Source organism: Gilliamella sp. CG13, from assembly GCF_046635805.1.
GTDB lineage: Bacteria > Pseudomonadota > Gammaproteobacteria > Enterobacterales > Orbaceae > Gilliamella > Gilliamella apicola_I.
Genome location: NZ_JBIDFM010000010.1, coordinates 25,637 through 41,666, shown reverse-complemented (window position 1 = coordinate 41,666; position 16,030 = coordinate 25,637). Strand labels below are relative to the sequence as shown.

The 16,030-nt window shown below is 33.4% G+C and carries 15 protein-coding genes; 11 read left to right on the top strand and 4 right to left on the bottom strand.

Features of this window, described 5'->3' with window-relative positions; all coding sequences use genetic code 11:
* Positions 1 to 675, top strand: a 675-nt coding sequence (locus tag ACGH6R_RS10655; RefSeq protein WP_411599769.1) for an autotransporter outer membrane beta-barrel domain-containing protein, incomplete at its 5' end; no start/stop codon positions are given.
* Positions 676 to 812: 137 nt separating this feature from the next.
* Here ACGH6R_RS10655 and ACGH6R_RS10650 read toward each other — a convergent pair.
* Entirely contained in the window at positions 813 to 2,204 is a 1,392-nt protein-coding gene (locus ACGH6R_RS10650; RefSeq protein WP_411599767.1) for an MATE family efflux transporter, read from the bottom strand.
* Positions 2,205 to 2,567: 363 nt separating this feature from the next.
* On the opposite strand from ACGH6R_RS10650, the gene yejK reads away from it, so the two are divergent.
* The 7 genes from yejK to ACGH6R_RS10615 all read left to right on the top strand — a co-directional run bounded on the left by yejK (position 2,568) and on the right by ACGH6R_RS10615 (position 9,295).
* Positions 2,568 to 3,572 (top strand): nucleoid-associated protein YejK, encoded by a 1,005-nt coding sequence (yejK, locus tag ACGH6R_RS10645; protein ID WP_411599765.1) that lies wholly within the window; start codon positions 2,568 to 2,570, stop codon positions 3,570 to 3,572.
* Between the two features lie 43 nt (positions 3,573 to 3,615).
* The gene (gene nfo / locus ACGH6R_RS10640) at positions 3,616 to 4,458 is read left to right on the top strand and encodes a deoxyribonuclease IV (RefSeq protein ID WP_267377848.1); all 843 of its coding nucleotides are present in this window, start codon (positions 3,616 to 3,618) and stop codon (positions 4,456 to 4,458) included.
* Positions 4,459 to 4,783: 325 nt separating this feature from the next.
* On the top strand, positions 4,784 to 5,791 hold the full coding sequence (locus ACGH6R_RS10635; protein ID WP_411599763.1) for a hypothetical protein: 1,008 nt from the start codon (positions 4,784 to 4,786) through the stop codon (positions 5,789 to 5,791).
* A gap of 169 nt (positions 5,792 to 5,960) precedes the next feature.
* The gene (locus ACGH6R_RS10630; RefSeq protein ID WP_411599761.1) at positions 5,961 to 6,968 is read left to right on the top strand and encodes a hypothetical protein; all 1,008 of its coding nucleotides are present in this window, start codon (positions 5,961 to 5,963) and stop codon (positions 6,966 to 6,968) included.
* 169 nt (positions 6,969 to 7,137) lie between these two features.
* On the top strand, positions 7,138 to 7,704 hold the full coding sequence (locus ACGH6R_RS10625; RefSeq protein ID WP_411599759.1) for a hypothetical protein: 567 nt from the start codon (positions 7,138 to 7,140) through the stop codon (positions 7,702 to 7,704).
* Positions 7,705 to 7,815: 111 nt separating this feature from the next.
* Positions 7,816 to 8,145 carry a hypothetical protein gene (locus tag ACGH6R_RS10620; protein ID WP_411599757.1) on the top strand — a complete coding sequence of 110 codons (330 nt, stop codon included), beginning with the start codon at positions 7,816 to 7,818 and terminating at the stop codon, positions 8,143 to 8,145.
* Positions 8,146 to 8,707: 562 nt separating this feature from the next.
* A complete protein-coding gene (locus ACGH6R_RS10615; protein ID WP_267360606.1) occupies positions 8,708 to 9,295 on the top strand; it encodes a hypothetical protein in 588 nt (195 codons plus the stop codon).
* A 106-nt stretch (positions 9,296 to 9,401) separates the two neighbouring features.
* Here ACGH6R_RS10615 and yccS read toward each other — a convergent pair whose 3' ends face one another.
* Complete coding sequence (gene yccS / locus ACGH6R_RS10610; protein WP_267360608.1) at positions 9,402 to 11,546, bottom strand: YccS family putative transporter; 2,145 nt, start codon at positions 11,544 to 11,546, stop codon at positions 9,402 to 9,404.
* Between the two features lie 455 nt (positions 11,547 to 12,001).
* Between yccS and ACGH6R_RS10605 the strand changes: the two genes are divergently transcribed.
* Entirely contained in the window at positions 12,002 to 12,328 is a 327-nt protein-coding gene (locus ACGH6R_RS10605; RefSeq protein WP_065558000.1) for a Grx4 family monothiol glutaredoxin, read from the top strand.
* Positions 12,329 to 12,369: 41 nt separating this feature from the next.
* On the opposite strand, the gene rnt is transcribed toward ACGH6R_RS10605, so the two are convergent.
* Positions 12,370 to 13,053, bottom strand: coding sequence for a ribonuclease T (gene rnt, locus ACGH6R_RS10600; RefSeq protein WP_267360610.1), 684 nt, complete (start codon positions 13,051 to 13,053; stop codon positions 12,370 to 12,372).
* A gap of 106 nt (positions 13,054 to 13,159) precedes the next feature.
* Entirely contained in the window at positions 13,160 to 13,912 is a 753-nt protein-coding gene (locus tag ACGH6R_RS10595) for a hypothetical protein (protein ID WP_411599756.1), read from the bottom strand.
* A 370-nt stretch (positions 13,913 to 14,282) separates the two neighbouring features.
* Here ACGH6R_RS10595 and ACGH6R_RS10590 point away from each other — a divergent pair, with 370 nt between their 5' ends.
* Together ACGH6R_RS10590 and dapA are read left to right on the top strand one after the other, a co-directional pair.
* The gene (locus tag ACGH6R_RS10590) at positions 14,283 to 15,041 is read left to right on the top strand and encodes a Nif3-like dinuclear metal center hexameric protein (protein ID WP_267349664.1); all 759 of its coding nucleotides are present in this window, start codon (positions 14,283 to 14,285) and stop codon (positions 15,039 to 15,041) included.
* Positions 15,042 to 15,136: 95 nt separating this feature from the next.
* The gene (dapA, locus tag ACGH6R_RS10585; protein ID WP_411599753.1) at positions 15,137 to 16,015 is read left to right on the top strand and encodes a 4-hydroxy-tetrahydrodipicolinate synthase; all 879 of its coding nucleotides are present in this window, start codon (positions 15,137 to 15,139) and stop codon (positions 16,013 to 16,015) included.
* The last annotated feature ends 15 nt before the right edge of the window (positions 16,016 to 16,030 follow it).

The following is a 16,030-nucleotide window of genomic DNA, read 5'->3' as shown; positions in this document are numbered from 1 at the left end:
GGATACGGTCACAGCTCAATAGACACTCAACAAAAACACAGTAAACGTAACGGTGATGGCAGTGTTAGTGGTTATAACTTAGGGGTTTACGGTAACTGGAATGCACAAACCAATGGTGAAGGGCTTTATGTCGATACTTGGGCACAATATAGCTGGTTCAAACATAAAACTTCAGTTCATTTATCAAATTCAAGAAACTATTCAAGCAAATATAATGGGAACGCATTAAGTTTATCTGCTGAAGTTGGTTATGGATTAATTGTCCTTGAAGGCGATGAGAAAAACTGGTTACTTGAGCCACATGCTCAAATTGGTTATACCTGGTTAGACAGTGATAAGTTTAATTTAGGTCGTGCAGGTAAAGTTGACAACATTAATGCAGATGGTGCGCAATTACGCCTAGGTGCACGTTACTATGGTCAAAGCACAAAATCGGGTTACGGCGTGTTACCATTTATTGAAGCAAACTGGCTATATGATTCATCTTCACCAGAAGCGAAAGTAAAAGGAAAACATGTTGACTCAAATCAAGGTAAAAATTACGCAGAGTTTAAAGTCGGTGTGAGTGGAAGCATGACAAAATCACTAAGTGCTTATGCTCAACTTGATACTCGATTTGGCTCAGATAAATATTCACGAATTGGTGGACAACTAGGTTTAAATTATTCATTCTAACAATAGTAATATCTTAGTAAATACAAAGCAGTACAATTAAGTACTGCTTTTTTTATAGATAATTATTAATAACATCAAAAACGATACAATTGTATGGCTTAATCTAACCTAATAACCGATTCTAAACAGCTGAAAAATTATTCATTTAGTTTTGATGAACAATCTCGATTTTTAATGGATTTAAAATAACAATAGAGCACAATATAGGCCGTTCCTGTCGATAGCAGATCTGCTGTTGGCGATGCTGCCCAAACACCATCAAAACCAAAGAATAGCGGTAAAATATATAACGCAGGTAATAAAATTAAAATCTGCCTTGAAAGACTTAATAGGATCGAAATTTTTGCCATGCCAATACATTGGAAAAAGCTTGTTGTCACCATTTGGAATCCAACAAAAGCAAATGAAAGTGTCGTATAGCGAAGCGCTATAGCTGATAAAGAAACCAAATCCTGTTCAGAACTAAAAGCACGAACAAGTGTATCGGGAATAAAAAATCCCATTATAAATCCAATAGATGTGACCACCGTTGCAACCTTAACCGCATAAAAAAACGTTGCTTTAACTCGTGCGTAATTTTTAGAACCATAATTGTAACCAATTATAGGTTGCATGCCTTGATTAATACCGATGACTATCATAATAATTAAGGTAATAAGTCGATTTGCATTTGAATAAGCTGCGATAGCATCATCGCTCGATTCATGGGCTAATGGTGCATAGTGATTAAGTTGCCAGTTGATAAACACAACCACAACGGAAGCGGCAATTTGCATAGCAAAAGGTGACATCCCGATGGATAAGATCGCTTTGACAATTTTTAAATTAAGTCTGAAATTGCGTAGATACAATTTAATATTGCTGTTTTTACTAATAAAATGCTGCATGACAAACAGAAAACTTATCAACATAGATAGTGTGGTTGCCAGAGCAGCCCCTCGCATACCCCAACCCAAACCAATAATAAAGATTGGCGCTAAAATTATATTAGCAATAACGCTGACAAACATCGTTACCATCGCTTTAAACGGATAACCACTTGCACGCATCATATTATTATAGTTAAACGTCAATGTCAGGAAGATACTGCCAGGTAAAAAGACTTCTAAAAATTCTCTGGCATAAGTGTGATTAACGGGACTTGACCCCACAAACCGTAATACGGGATCAACAAAAAAAAGCAATAATGACAATGTTAAACCACTTAATAGCGCAGTTAACATAAACGAGGTACCAGCAACTTTTTCTGCCTGATCATTTTCGCCTCGCCCTAAAAAAATTGATATTCGGCTAGCAGAACCTATTCCAACTAACATACCTATTCCTGCCGCAAAATTCATGACTGGCAAAATAAGCCCAGCGGCGCTGAGTGCTTCACGTCCAATCCAATGACCGATAAAAATACCATCAATAATGTTATATAACGTATTAACAATTGTTCCTATTACCGCAGGCAATGCATATTGCCAAAATAATGAACTGATTTTTTTATTTCTGAAATCATTATAAATATCTTTGGAGTGAGCCATAGTTATTCTTACCACAATAAGGTTTTTTAAAAGTTATTTGTTTACAATATAGTTTAATATATTATTTAAAGTCAGTAATGTTTGCTAGTTGAATTAGCAAAATTCGTTACTTTGACGATTTATCAAACCAACATTTAAAATTAATATTCAATTAATACCAGTAAATTTTTTTAAGAAAGCGGGTCATCGTCATCTATTGTAGCTTTAAATGGTAAGAAAGCTTAAGTAGATAAGATGTTATTGCCGATTTTGGAATGTTTATCTCATATAAGTCAAACAGGTTTTCATTTGTTGATAGCACTTTTTCAGTGCTTTGGTAAAATATATCATAATTTAATACTGCGATCCAAATAGGAATCCCTAATGAGTGTACAAATAGAAAAAGTTATCTTGCATAAATTAATTAGAAAAAGCGATACTGAAATTGAACTACAATTGCGTGACTCGATGTTAAGTAATCAACAAGCTGTGGTTAATTTAATTGAAGATATAAACCGTATTTATAATAATAAAAGTAAAGCATATGGTCTGTTCAACGAAGAAAGTTTATTTGAACAATCCCTTAAAGAATTACGGCTTGGCAACCAAGATTTTTTACATTTTAGTCAAGAATCTACCAAACAGTTACGCAATGAACTGGCTAAATATCCTTTTGCTGAAGGTGGCACAGTCGTTTTTTGTCACTATCGTTATTTAGCCGTAGAGTATCTGATCATTGCGGTTTTAAATAGTTGTTCGAGTATGTTAGTCAATGAACAACTTGATATATCTGAAACACAATATTTAGATATTGATCATGCTGATATTATCGCTCGAATTGATATCACTGAATGGGAAACCGATGCAGATTCTAAACGTTACTTAACCTTTTTAAAAGGAAGAGTAGGGCGTAAAGTATCAGACTTTTTTATGGATTACTTAGATGCAAGTGAAGGGTTAGATGCCAAAGAACAGAATAAAACTTTAGTGAAAGCGGTTGATGATTATTGTCAGGAAATGCAATTTGATAAACAAGACAAAGTTCACGCACGTGAAAATGTTTACAATTATTGCCAAGCTCAGTTGCAAGCCGGTGAAGAAATTGAGCTTAAAAATCTGGCTAATGAATTACCAACTCATGGCGATAACAATTTTATAGAATTTGTTAAAAATAGTGATTACGACTTGGAAGAAACGTTTCCGGTTGATCGTAGTGCTTTGCGCCAACTTAAAAAATTCTCAGGAAGTGGAGGGGGATTAACATTAAGTTTTGATTCCGATCTCCTCGGAGAACGAATTAAATGGGATCCGCAAACCGATTCATTAGTAATAAAAGGCGTGCCACCTAACTTACGTGATCAGTTGCAACGCAATAGTGGTTCAAACTAATTATACACTCCCTTTTTTAACACAATTATCAGGATTCAAAAGTATGAAATATGTTGGCGCGCATGTGAGCGCTTCCGGTGGGGTCGATAACGCCCCAATCAATGCTTATCAAATTGGTGCAACTGCTTTTGCGCTATTCACCAAAAATCAACGTCAATGGCATGCAAAGCCACTTGAAAGCGCTATGATCGATAGCTTTAAAAAGCGCTGTGAAAAATACGGCTTTACGAGTAAACAGATATTGCCTCATGATAGTTACCTTATCAATTTAGGTCATCCGGATAGTGAACAACTTGAAAAATCACGCACCGCCTTTTTAGATGAAATGCAGCGCTGTGAGCAACTCGGATTAACGTTACTTAATTTCCACCCGGGTAGTCATTTAAAACAGATATCAGTTGATGAATGCCTCAGCCGGATTGCTCAATCTATTAATATTACGTTAGATAAAACTAACAATGTGGTTGCTGTAATTGAAAATACCGCAGGTCAAGGCTCTAATTTAGGTTACAAATTTGAACATTTGGCACAAATCATTGACCAAGTGGAAGATAAAAGTCGCGTTGGTGTCTGTATTGATACTTGTCACGCCTTTGCTGCCGGTTATGATTTACGTACTGAAAAAGCCTGTCAAGAAACGTTCGCCGAATTTGAAAAAATTGTTGGTTTTGAATATTTACGAGGCATGCATTTAAACGATGCCAAAAGTGAACTTGCCAGCCATGTTGACCGCCATAATAGTTTAGGAAAAGGGAACATTGGTGAAACGGCTTTTAAATATATTATGCAAGATCCAAGAATTGATGAAATCCCGCTGATTCTCGAAACTATCGATCCGGATATTTGGGCGCAAGAAATTGCATGGCTAAAAGCACAGAGTAAATAAAATTAAATTAAAAAATGCCAATGAAAAGAGCAACTATTCAAAGATTTACTGCCAGTGGTATTTTGCTTTGAATAGTTCGCATTTAGCTGTGAAGGTCTCGATTTTATTGTGCCTGAAAAGGATAGGATAGCATTGAAATGTGATAATCGCTATTAAATGGGACTTTCAAGACATTATCCAGTTAAAATTTGACCAAAGTACATTGGTATTTGAAAGAATTACAATAACAATAAAGGTAATAGGAAGGCACACAAAGTGTGCTAAAACAGTGAATCAGACAACCAGTAGCCTAACGTTGTCTTATAAAAAGTGCATAGGAAATAAAATGAAAAAGCAGTTATATTTATTACTGATGAGTTTTATCACATTGTTATTACTCAGCAATTGCAGCACCAACACCAATTCGGATAAATCTGAAACATCTGTATCGAACATTGAAGTAATAAAAGATGTCGAGATTTATTATGTGGAGAGCGTCGAATATCTCGACCCTGATAGGATATTTTTTCATGTATCGTTATCGGAAACTTTACCGCCCGATGCTGACAAGAAAATACTACCTGCCAATCTAACCCCAAAAAAATATACATTAACCGACAAAGAACGTAAATTGTTTATGAAAATGGCAGGGATTGCAGAAGATGCGTATTTCTGGATTTATGATTACACAAACAATCAACTCTACTCCTATCCAATTTTATCTGTGGAAGCAACGGCGATATTAGATTCTTATAGATCCGATCGTTCGCCTCCTTATGATACGGAAGATTATCGAATTGGATTCGACTTACCGCAAAATTTATTGCCAAGATTTCGTTCAAATTATGATTTATTCGTTTCTATAACAAAAGACAATCCTTTTGCACAAGAACAACTTACACCACTTGATTGGCGGTTAATTCCAAATGCAAATTATCCGGATACAGGACCAGATAAATTATCAAATAGAAATTATGGAAATGTCCCAAAGTATCTAAAAAGTTACATGGCCAATGCGAATAATATGACTTTTTATGTTCAGGATTATGTAGATGAAAAAGAGCCACAACGACGAGATATTTATAAAATTTTTGATAGAGAACTTCTAGTTGTAGATAAAGAAGGTAAAACTCTTTTTAAAAGGCGCATGTATCAATCGGAAGGAACCTCATTAGTTGGTTTAAACAATTACCATGATTATGAAAATGAAAAATTCCAATGGGCAGGACAATTATTCAAAGATTTACCCCCAGTGGTATTTGGTTTTCAATGGTTTTCATTTGGTTGTGAAGGTCTCGATTTTATCGCACCCTACAGGGACGGTATAGAATTTAAATGTGATAATCGCCATTAAATGGTACTTTCAAAATATTATCTAGTTAAACTTTAACCAAAGTTTATTGGTATTTGAAAGAATTACAATAACAATAAAGGTAATAGGAAGGCACGCTCAGTGTGCTAAAACAGTGAATCAGACAACCAGTAGCATAACATTGTCTTATAAAAAGTGCATAGGAAATAAAATGAAAAAGCAGTTATATTTATTACTGATGAGTTTTATCGCATTGTTATTACTCAGCAATTGCAGCACCAACACCAAGTCGGATAAATCTGAAACTTCTGTATCGAACATTGAAGTAATAAAAGATGTCGAGATATATTATGTGGAGAGCGTCGAATATCTCGACCCTGATAGGATATTTTTTCATGTATCGTTATCGGAAACTTTACCGCCCGATGCTGACAAGAAAATACTACCTGCCAATCTAACCCCAAAAAAATATACATTAACCGACAAAGAACGTAAATTGTTTATGAAAATGGCAGGGATTGCAGAAGATGCGTATTTCTGGATTTATGATTACACAAACAATCAGCTCTACTCCTATCCAATTTTATCTATGGAAGCAACGGCGATATTAGATTCTTATAGATCCGATCGTTCGCCTCCTTATGATACGGAAGATTATCGAATTGGATTCGACTTACCGCAAGATTTATTGCCAAGATTTCGTTCAAATTATGATTTATTCGTTTCTATAACAAAAGACAATCCTTTTGCACAAGAACAACTTACACCACTTGATTGGCGGTTAATTCCAAATGCAAATTATCCGGATACAGGGCCAGATAAATTATCAAATAGAAATTATGGAAATCTCCCGAAGTATCTAAAAAGTTACATGGCCAATGCGAATAATATGACTTTTTATGTTCAGGATTATGTAGATGAAAAAGAGCCACAACGACGAGATATTTATAAAATTTTTGATAGAGAACTTCTAGTTGTAGATAAAGAAGGTAAAACTCTTTTTAAAAGGCGCATGTATCAATCGGAAGGAACCTCATTAGTTGGTTTAAACAATTACCATGATTATGAAAATGAAAAATTCCAATGGGCAGGACAATTATTCAAAGATTTACCCCCAGTGGTATTTGGTTTTGAATGGTTTTCATTTAGCTGTGAAGGCCTCGATTTTATTGTGCCTTACAGGGACGGAATAGAATTTAAATGTGATAATCGCCATTAAATGGTACTTTAAAGACATTATCCAGTTAAAATTTGACCAAAGTACATTGGTATTTGAAAGAATTACAATAACAATAAAGGTAATAGGAAGGCACGCTCAGTGTGCTAAAACAGTGAACCAGACAACCAGTAGCCTAACGTTGTCTTATAAAAAGTGCATAGGAAATAAAATGAAAAAACAGTTATATTTATTACTGATGAGTTTTATCACATTGTTATTACTCAGCAATTGCAGCACCAACACCAATTCGGATAAATCTGAAACTTCTGGAACGAACATAAAAGTAATAAAAGATGTCGAGATATATTATGTGGAGAGCGTCGAATATCTCGACCCTGATAGGGTATTTTTTCACGTATCGTTATCGGAAACTTTACCGCCTGATGCTGACAAGAAAATACTGCCTGCCAATCTAACCCAAAAAAAATATACATTAACCGACAAAGAACGTAAATTGTTTATGAAAATGGCAGGGATTGCAGAAGATGCGTATTTCTGGATTTATGATTACACAAACAATCAACTCTACTCCTATCCAATTTTATCTATGGAAGCAACGGCGATATTAGATTCTTATAGATCCGATCGTTCGCCTCCTTATGATACGGAAGATTATCGAATTGGATTCGACTTACCGCAAGATTTATTGCCAAGATTTCGTTCAAATTATGATTTATTCGTTTCTATAACAAAAGACAATCCTTTTGCACAAGAACAACTTACACCACTTGATTGACGGTTAATTCCAAATGCAAATTATCCGGATACAGGGCCAGATAAATTATCAAATAGAAATTATGGAAATCTCCCGAAGTATCTAAAAAGTTACATGGCCAATGCGAATAATATGACTTTTTATGTTCAGGATTATGTAGATGAAAAAGAGCCACAACGACGAGATATTTATAAAATTTTTGAAAGAGAGCTTCTAGTTGTAGATAACGAAGGAAACACTCTTTTTAAAAGGCGTATGTATCAAGGTGAAGGTATGTCATTAGTTGGATTAAACAATTACCATGATTATGAAAATGAAAAATTCCAATGGGCAGGACAACTATTCAAAGATTTACCCCCAGTGGTATTTGGTTTTCAATGGTTTTCATTTGGTTGTGAAGGTCTCGATTTTATCGCACCCTACAGGGACGGTATAGAATTTAAATGTGATAATCGCCATTAAATGGTACTTTCAAAATATTATCTAGTTAAACTTTAACCAAAGTTTATTGGTGTTTGAAAGAATTACAATAACAATAAATGTAATAGGAAGGCTCACTAAATGTGCTAAAACCGTGAGCTCGACAACCAGTAACAATAATTTGTCTTAATAAACGGCATTGGCAGTGAAATAAAAATAATAATCACTAAGATTTTATTGGATATGGCATAACGCATTATTAAATTGATGTAATACACTTAAAACATTTAATGATCATATAAATTTAAAAATTATGGTCATAATATATTGAAAAAAATCATTAAATCAGTAAGATATTTTTTGAACTGAAAAGGTAAAAATATATAATAGCGAGAATATACTATTCGTTTTTTTATATTTTTTTGAGTTGTTGTTACATAAATAAGAGTATAATTGCCTAACATTAAATAAAATTATGATTGATATAAAAAAGTTTCTTTCTATGTTCATTAGATTGTATTGTATTTAGATAGATTAATCATAATTTAAAAACATTATAGTTTAACCCTATACGCTTAAATATTTTTAAAATCAAGGATGTAGTATGAGTTATATTCAAAAATTATTTAGAAACATTGGTATTTTAGTGGTTGTTACACTATTAAATTTTGTTTGTTATGCAATAGCTGCCCCTGCATCAAATCCATCTAATGATAAACAAATAGCTAAAAATGTTGAATTACGTGAATTAAACTATATTGATTATTTAAAAGAAAAAAAAAGTTTTGCCTTTATCCCTGTCACTGATGATTTACTTAAACATGGTGGTCGTTCAATAGAAGCTTTTTTCTTAAGTCATGCAGAGCAAAATCATACCGATCCGGTAAGTGCAGAATACAAAAAAAAATATTACCGTATTGAAGGTAAAGACTATGAAATATTTATAGCTAAATCAGGCTTATCAAATTCAGATTTTGTCTTCGTGTTTGATAAAGATTCGAAACAACTTAAGTCATTTGCATTAAATGAGTTGAATGCTATAGCAATAATTAGCCCTGATCACTCTATTAAAGATAGTGGTCCTTATTTTGAATCCGATTTTTTATTTGGATTTGAAATTGATGCTGATAAATTAAAGGATTTTACCAATCCATTAGTTTACATTGGTAAAGAAAATCCATTTATTCATTAAAATTTCCTTGAAGCATTCCAAAAATTTTTATTAGATGTTTGAGAATATAATTAATTGTATTGACCAGATTCATTAATGATCCTCAAACATCTAAATTTCTAAGCAATCAGTTTGTTGGTTCTTCTAACTCCACTACTAAATGAATGAATTCTGGCAAAATGTCTAATATTAATGCCAGTTGCTGCAAAACCAAAATATCATTGGTGTTTTGTTCGTCATTAATGGAAATGGTTTCAATATAATTTGAAATCATTTTTTTCATGACTTGTTCATTTTCATCGATTTTTTTATCGTTTAAAAGATTGATGATATAGACTGCTAGATCATCAAATAGATCCAATGTATGTTGAGCAATGATTTTATCTCGGTGCGAACCTAATGTTGAAAGATAGCTGATTAAAGTGTGATTAAGCGTTAATAAACGGAAACCCTGTTCAATCACGTTTCGATTTACATGAGGTTCTTTTGTCATCAGACTAATCAATGTCGATAGGTCAGCATTACTATCGTGGGCGGCGCGTCTTGCTAATCGATATTTTGGGTCATTGGTTTTACCCGTTAAATATTGACTTCCAATAAGCGCCAGATAGTGACTATCATCATGGCAAACGCGATCAATTAGTTTGGTTAAATTTCTAAACTTCCAGTCTGGCCAAATAAAGCTAACAGCAAACCATGCAATAAAGCAACCTATCAGTGTTGCAATAATTCGTAGGATAGCAACTTCTACACTATTTTCGCCAATTAAACTGAAACTAAAAAAGACTAATAATGTAATAAATGCGGTAGCGTAAGCATATTGAGAATTTTTAAATAAGAAAAATAGCCAACCAGTTATGATGATTAAAATTAACTGTTCAATGATGCTTGGAAATAGATAGGTTAACGGAATGCCGACAATAATACCCAAGATAGTACCAATAATACGTAATTTTAGTCGATATTTAGTCGTTGAATAGTTTGGTTGGCAAACAAAAAGACTGGTAAGGATAATCCAATAACCATGAGAAAGATTAGAAAAATAAATGATGATATAGCCAACAAACAGGACAATACTCATACGTATTGCATGACGAAAAAGAGAAGACTTGAGAGTTAAATTATGTTTAATTTTAGTAAAAATATCATAGAAACTTGTGAGTTCCTCATCAATTAATTCATTATTTTCTTTGTCTTTTGAAAGATGTTGTTCATTATCAATATTTGCTAATAATAAGTCGATAGATAACAAATTTTGATAAAGATTTTGTAGGGATTTAACCAGTAAGGCTTCCGTTTTATTTTTAGCTTGATAATGGGCAATAGCTTCTTCTAAATATGAAAAATGACGAGCAAATAAGGAATCATGCTGATAAGTTTGATTCATTTTAATGGCAACAGCTAATTTGGCACATGCTTTTGCTTGTAAATTCAAAATTCGTGCAAAGCGAAATAAAATATCACTATGTTTAAAATGTTGACTTAGCGCTTGATAATCACCATGTGAAGAGCTTGCTCGCTCATGAATATCTTGAGCAACAAAGTAATAACTAAGCATTTTTTTCACATATGATTGGCCTTGATAAGCTTTTAATCGGTTAAAAAGAGCGTGTTTAGCCTGATTAAACACATTAATCAATTGATTGTTACATTCGGTTAATTCTAATGTTTGACTTTTAAATTCATGAGTTTCATCTGGGTCAAACATCGCTGCTTTAGCATCAAGGTAATGACTTAATTTTACAAAACAAGTTGAAATAGTCTGTTGGGTCGTTCGAATCGGCTGAATGAGAGATTCAATCAAAGAGACAATGTTATACCATAAAGCGCCGAGTAATAAATAACAAGGTAGCGTGTAATTATCATCAAATAAATTATGCCCTAACATGGTATAGGCTGCGATCAATAACGATCCAAAAGCAATCACACCATAACGTTGACCCAAAGAACCAAGCATAATGAAGATAAATGTTGAACTCATTAATCCTATAATAAAAAGAAGAGGAATATTAAATAATAGCTCGACAGAAAAGGTAGCAATCGCAAAACACACTAACGTTAATAAAATATTTATACATCGGCTTAGTAAACGTGTATCAATTTCGGATAATCCCGCAGCCACAACACCCAGTGTTAAAGGAATGACATACGACACATAGCCTAAGTACCAAGGAACCAAGGTTGAACCTGTTAAACTGATTAACATACGAATACTAAAAAGTAGATTACTACTATAAAAGACTTTACGTAAAGTTAAGATTATTGGATGCACGATGTTTTTTGAATTGAATGTTAGTTACTGTAAATGTAAGTAGCATACTATATTGTGTCAATTTGTAAAAGGGCTGAGGCAACTTGCTAAAACTAATGTTTTGATTATTTGTGTTAACTAAAGTTAAATTAAAATATATCATTGACACAAAAGTCATTGCTAAGTGAGATCTCGTTATTAATGAATGCATTTATTACACTAATAGGTTAAGCCTTTTATTTATTTGTTTGGCTTCTTTTAATGCAAAATAAAACCATGTTACTCACTGAATTTAAAGTAATTTATCTGCTCATGTCCCGATTGATTACTGACTTAACTTATCTACTAATGACGTAATCTAAGGTTATCATTACGTCAACTAAATGGGTAAGAGTATAACTCGCCTTATTTCTAAGTTAAAATACGACGTAAAGTAGATATTAAATAACAAGGAATAAATCGTTATGACAACTGAAATGACAACACTTGATAAGATAAAAAAACAAATTGCAGAAAATCCTATCATTCTGTATATGAAAGGCTCGCCTAAATTACCGAGTTGTGGTTTTTCAGCACAAGCAGTACAAGTATTATCTCAATGTGGTGAGCCATTTGCGTACGTCGATATTTTACAAAATCCCGATATTCGTGCTGAATTACCAAACTATGCAAATTGGCCTACTTTTCCACAGTTATGGGTTGAAGGTGAACTAGTAGGGGGATGTGATATTATGATCGAAATGTTCCAAACTGGTGAACTGCAAACATTAATAAAACAGACAGCTGAAAAACATAAAGCTTAAAAATTGACACATTATTTAAATAAGAGAGTTTAATTACTCTCTTAATTCTCTTGAACTTCTTCGTCTATTGAACTTGGATTGAGTTGAGGCAGTGGCCAGCCTCCTAATCGCTTAAATCGATTCACTATTTCACAAAATAAAATAGCGGTTTTTTCGGTATCATAAAGTGCAGAGTGGGCTAACTTGTGATCAAAAGGAATGCGAGCAAGTTCACATGCTTTTGCTAGAACGGTATGCCCAAACACTAAACCACTCAGTGCTGCAGTATCAAAAGTAGCAAAAGGGTGAAACGGATTACGTTTAATATTGGCTCGTTCTGCTGCTGCCATTAAAAAACTATGGTCAAAGTTTGCATTATGCGCAACCATAACAGCACGATTGCAATCGTTTGCTTTAATTCCCGATCTAACCATTTTAAATATCGCTTCAAGCGCCATTTTTTCGTCAACAGCTTGTCTTAATGGATTGTCGATATCAATACCATTAAAAGCTAAGGCACTCGGTTCTAAAATTGAGTTTTCAAATGGATTGACATGAAAATGAAGGGTTTGGTCTGGAATCAGCCATCCCTCTTCAGTCATTTGTAGTGTGATTGCCGCAATTTCTAGAATAGCGTTAAGTTTTGGGTCAAATCCTGATGTTTCTATATCTATTACAACAGGATAAAAACCACGGAAGCGTTCACATAATTTAGCATTTGGCACAATAGTTGTCTTATTTAGCATAAAATAAAATTATTATGCCAGTTTTTACCGTATTCGCCTAGTTTTACCTTCGATTCAGTACTGTTGAACGCGAAAAAAAATATACTAAATAAAAACACTAAAAACGCTATCTGTATAATTTTTGTTTAGATTGTTCAATTGATTTTATCCAAGTCTGATTAATACGTTTAGCATGTTTAGGCATGTGTTTTAAGCGTAGTTCAATTTTTTGTAAAACTTCTTTAGCGAGTGAAAATTGCTGCCACTCAATTAAGGTTTGTAAATAGTATGAAGCGGCTTCTAAACTTGGATAATAACTGATTAATGCATTAAATTCTTCTTGAGCTTCTTCTTTTAAATCAAGTCCAATTAAGATTTTGGTATAAAGTAAATGTCCTTCATCAGAACGATAAGTTGGATTTTTATCTCTTAGATAATCCAAAGTTTCTTTTGCCTTTTTGTACTGTTTAACTTGATAGAGTGCGTAAGCATATTGTAATAAAATATCTGGTGCTGATTCATAGATCCCAGTTAATGCTTCTTGATAATAAATTAACGCTTCATGAGCTCTATCATTATCAACGAGTGCTTTAGCTAAACAGACTTTTGCTTCAACAGTGGGCGAAATTTCATAATTACTTAAAGCTTCGCGAAGTTCACGTTGCGGATCTAACGCTTTTAATAATTTTGATTCAATTTGATATCCCACTGAGGTTTGTCTAAAATCGGGTAGAAATATGACTAAAAAGTAAATCAAACTACCAATAAAAGGAAAAAGGAACAATATAGACAGCCAAAATCGTTCTTGCTCTGTTTTAATTACATGAACAGCAAAAAATAGAGCGATAATTGTACTGAATCCTATACCTAAAAATGGCAAAACATATACCTCATTGAATATAAACCGACGTAATGTATCATTTAGCTAAAACTTAATAAATAATAGAAAAGAACAAATTTGTTAATTTGTTTTACTTCGTGTTTTTATGCATCCAAAAATCATTACAAAACAGAGTATTATTTATTAAACTTATTGTAAATATGAAATAATTTATTTTAACGATTACCATTATGGTCACTATATCGAACCGTTAAGTGAGATGATTTATCATAGTTTGTACTTAATCATATAGAAAGGTTTATAAAAAATTGCCAATATTTCGATTATAATAAGTTCGAGATCCATTAAATGATTTTCATAAAAGTTTACTTTTTTCTTTAAAAAATCATTAAAAATACGAGAGGAAAACGTGCAAAATTTTGAACTTCAACAAATTATTAATCATGAATTACAAGTTGAACGCTACCGTGACTATGCACCTAATGGTTTACAAGTACAAGGACGTAAGCAAATAAAAAAAGTGATAACTGGGGTGACCGCATGTCAACGTTTATTAGATGAAGCCGTTAAATTAGATGCTGATGCGATTTTAGTTCATCATGGCTTTTTTTGGAAAAATGAACCACTAACGATAACAGGAATTAAATATAAACGCTTGCAAACATTGCTTTCAAATAATATTAATTTATTTGCGTATCATTTGCCTTTAGATGGACATCCCGTTATCGGCAATAATGCATTACTTGCGGATTTATTCAATATCGAAGTGGATAAACGTGAGGATATAACCGATTTGTTATTTAAAGGGACACTCATTGAACCGACCACATCACGGCAATTTAAGCAAAAACTTGAACAAGTTTTGCATCATCGTTCACGAGAAATATTATTTTGTGGCGATAATGCTCCTCAAATAATTAAACGAATTGCGTGGTGTAGTGGTGGTGGTCAAGACTTTATAGAAGCGGCAGCAGAACAAGGATTTGATGCATTTTTTACAGGTGAAGTTTCTGAACGTACCATTCATATTGCTCGAGAATATGGAATTAATTTTTATGCAGCAGGGCACCATGCCACTGAACGTTACGGAATCAAAAAACTTGGTGAATGGCTAGCCAAGCAATATGACCTTGAAACTATTTTTATTGATATTGATAATCCTGCATAACAAAAGTTGAATTTAAATAAGAAATATCGCATACTTGTCGGTAGATTTTTTATTCTTGAAGTTGGTTATCAATAAATAATATGAGAGGTCATTTTATGTTTACAGGAAGTCTGGTCGCCCTTGTTACTCCAATGGATACAAAAGGAAATGTAGACCAAGTAAGCTTAAAAAAATTGGTCGAATATCATATTGCCAATGGCACATCGGCAATTGTTTCTGTTGGTACCACTGGCGAATCAGCAACGCTTGATCATCATGAGCATATCGATGTAATTAAAAGAACGATCGAATATGCAGATGGCAAAATAAATGTCATTGCTGGAACTGGCTCAAATGCGACTAAAGAAGCAATTGAATTAACTAACCGTGTTGAAAATATTGGTGTAGTTGGCTGTTTAACCGTTGCGCCATATTATAATAAACCAACTCAAGAAGGTCTGTATCAACATTTTAAAGCAATTGCGGAAAATACAGCTTTACCCCAAATAATCTATAATGTACCGGGTCGTACTTGCAGTGATATTAAGCCTGAAACAGTTGGACGATTATCTAAAATAAAAAATATTGTTGCATTGAAAGATGCAACAGGTGATTTATCAAGAGTTTATAATACTCGTAAACTTGTTGGTAGTGAATTTAAATTATTAAGTGGTGATGATGCGACTTTCTTAGATTTCATGATTTTAGGTGGTGACGGTGTGATTTCCGTGACAGCGAATGTAGCTGCCAAACAGGTTGCAACAATTTGTGAACTTGCAACGAAAAATCAAATTCAAGAAGCTCGAAAACTGAATGATACGTTATCAGCACTACATAGTAGCTTATTTATTGAGCCTAACCCAACTCCAGTAAAATGGGCTTGCACAAAATTGGGTCTAATGGCGAACGATACGATCCGTTTGCCACTGGTTTCACTTACAGATGCTTCTGTGTCTGTGGTTGAAAAAGCTCTTAAAGATGCGAATTTACTCTAATTTATGTATAACCAA

Excerpts from the sequence above, each read along its gene's own strand:
- ACGH6R_RS10635 (WP_411599763.1), top strand. The coding sequence starts at position 4,784 with ATGAAAAAGCAGTTATATTTATTACTGATGAGTTTTATCACATTGTTA.
- ACGH6R_RS10605 (WP_065558000.1), top strand. The coding sequence starts at position 12,002 with ATGACAACACTTGATAAGATAAAAAAACAAATTGCAGAAAATCCTATC.
- ACGH6R_RS10615 (WP_267360606.1), top strand. The coding sequence starts at position 8,708 with ATGAGTTATATTCAAAAATTATTTAGAAACATTGGTATTTTAGTGGTT.
- ACGH6R_RS10620 (WP_411599757.1), top strand. The coding sequence starts at position 7,816 with ATGACTTTTTATGTTCAGGATTATGTAGATGAAAAAGAGCCACAACGA.
- ACGH6R_RS10630 (WP_411599761.1), top strand. The coding sequence starts at position 5,961 with ATGAAAAAGCAGTTATATTTATTACTGATGAGTTTTATCGCATTGTTA.
- ACGH6R_RS10650 (WP_411599767.1), bottom strand. The coding sequence starts at position 2,204 with ATGGCTCACTCCAAAGATATTTATAATGATTTCAGAAATAAAAAAATC.
- nfo (WP_267377848.1), top strand. The coding sequence starts at position 3,616 with ATGAAATATGTTGGCGCGCATGTGAGCGCTTCCGGTGGGGTCGATAAC.
- yejK (WP_411599765.1), top strand. The coding sequence starts at position 2,568 with ATGAGTGTACAAATAGAAAAAGTTATCTTGCATAAATTAATTAGAAAA.
- ACGH6R_RS10625 (WP_411599759.1), top strand. The coding sequence starts at position 7,138 with ATGAAAAAACAGTTATATTTATTACTGATGAGTTTTATCACATTGTTA.
- rnt (WP_267360610.1), bottom strand. The coding sequence starts at position 13,053 with ATGCTAAATAAGACAACTATTGTGCCAAATGCTAAATTATGTGAACGC.
- dapA (WP_411599753.1), top strand. The coding sequence starts at position 15,137 with ATGTTTACAGGAAGTCTGGTCGCCCTTGTTACTCCAATGGATACAAAA.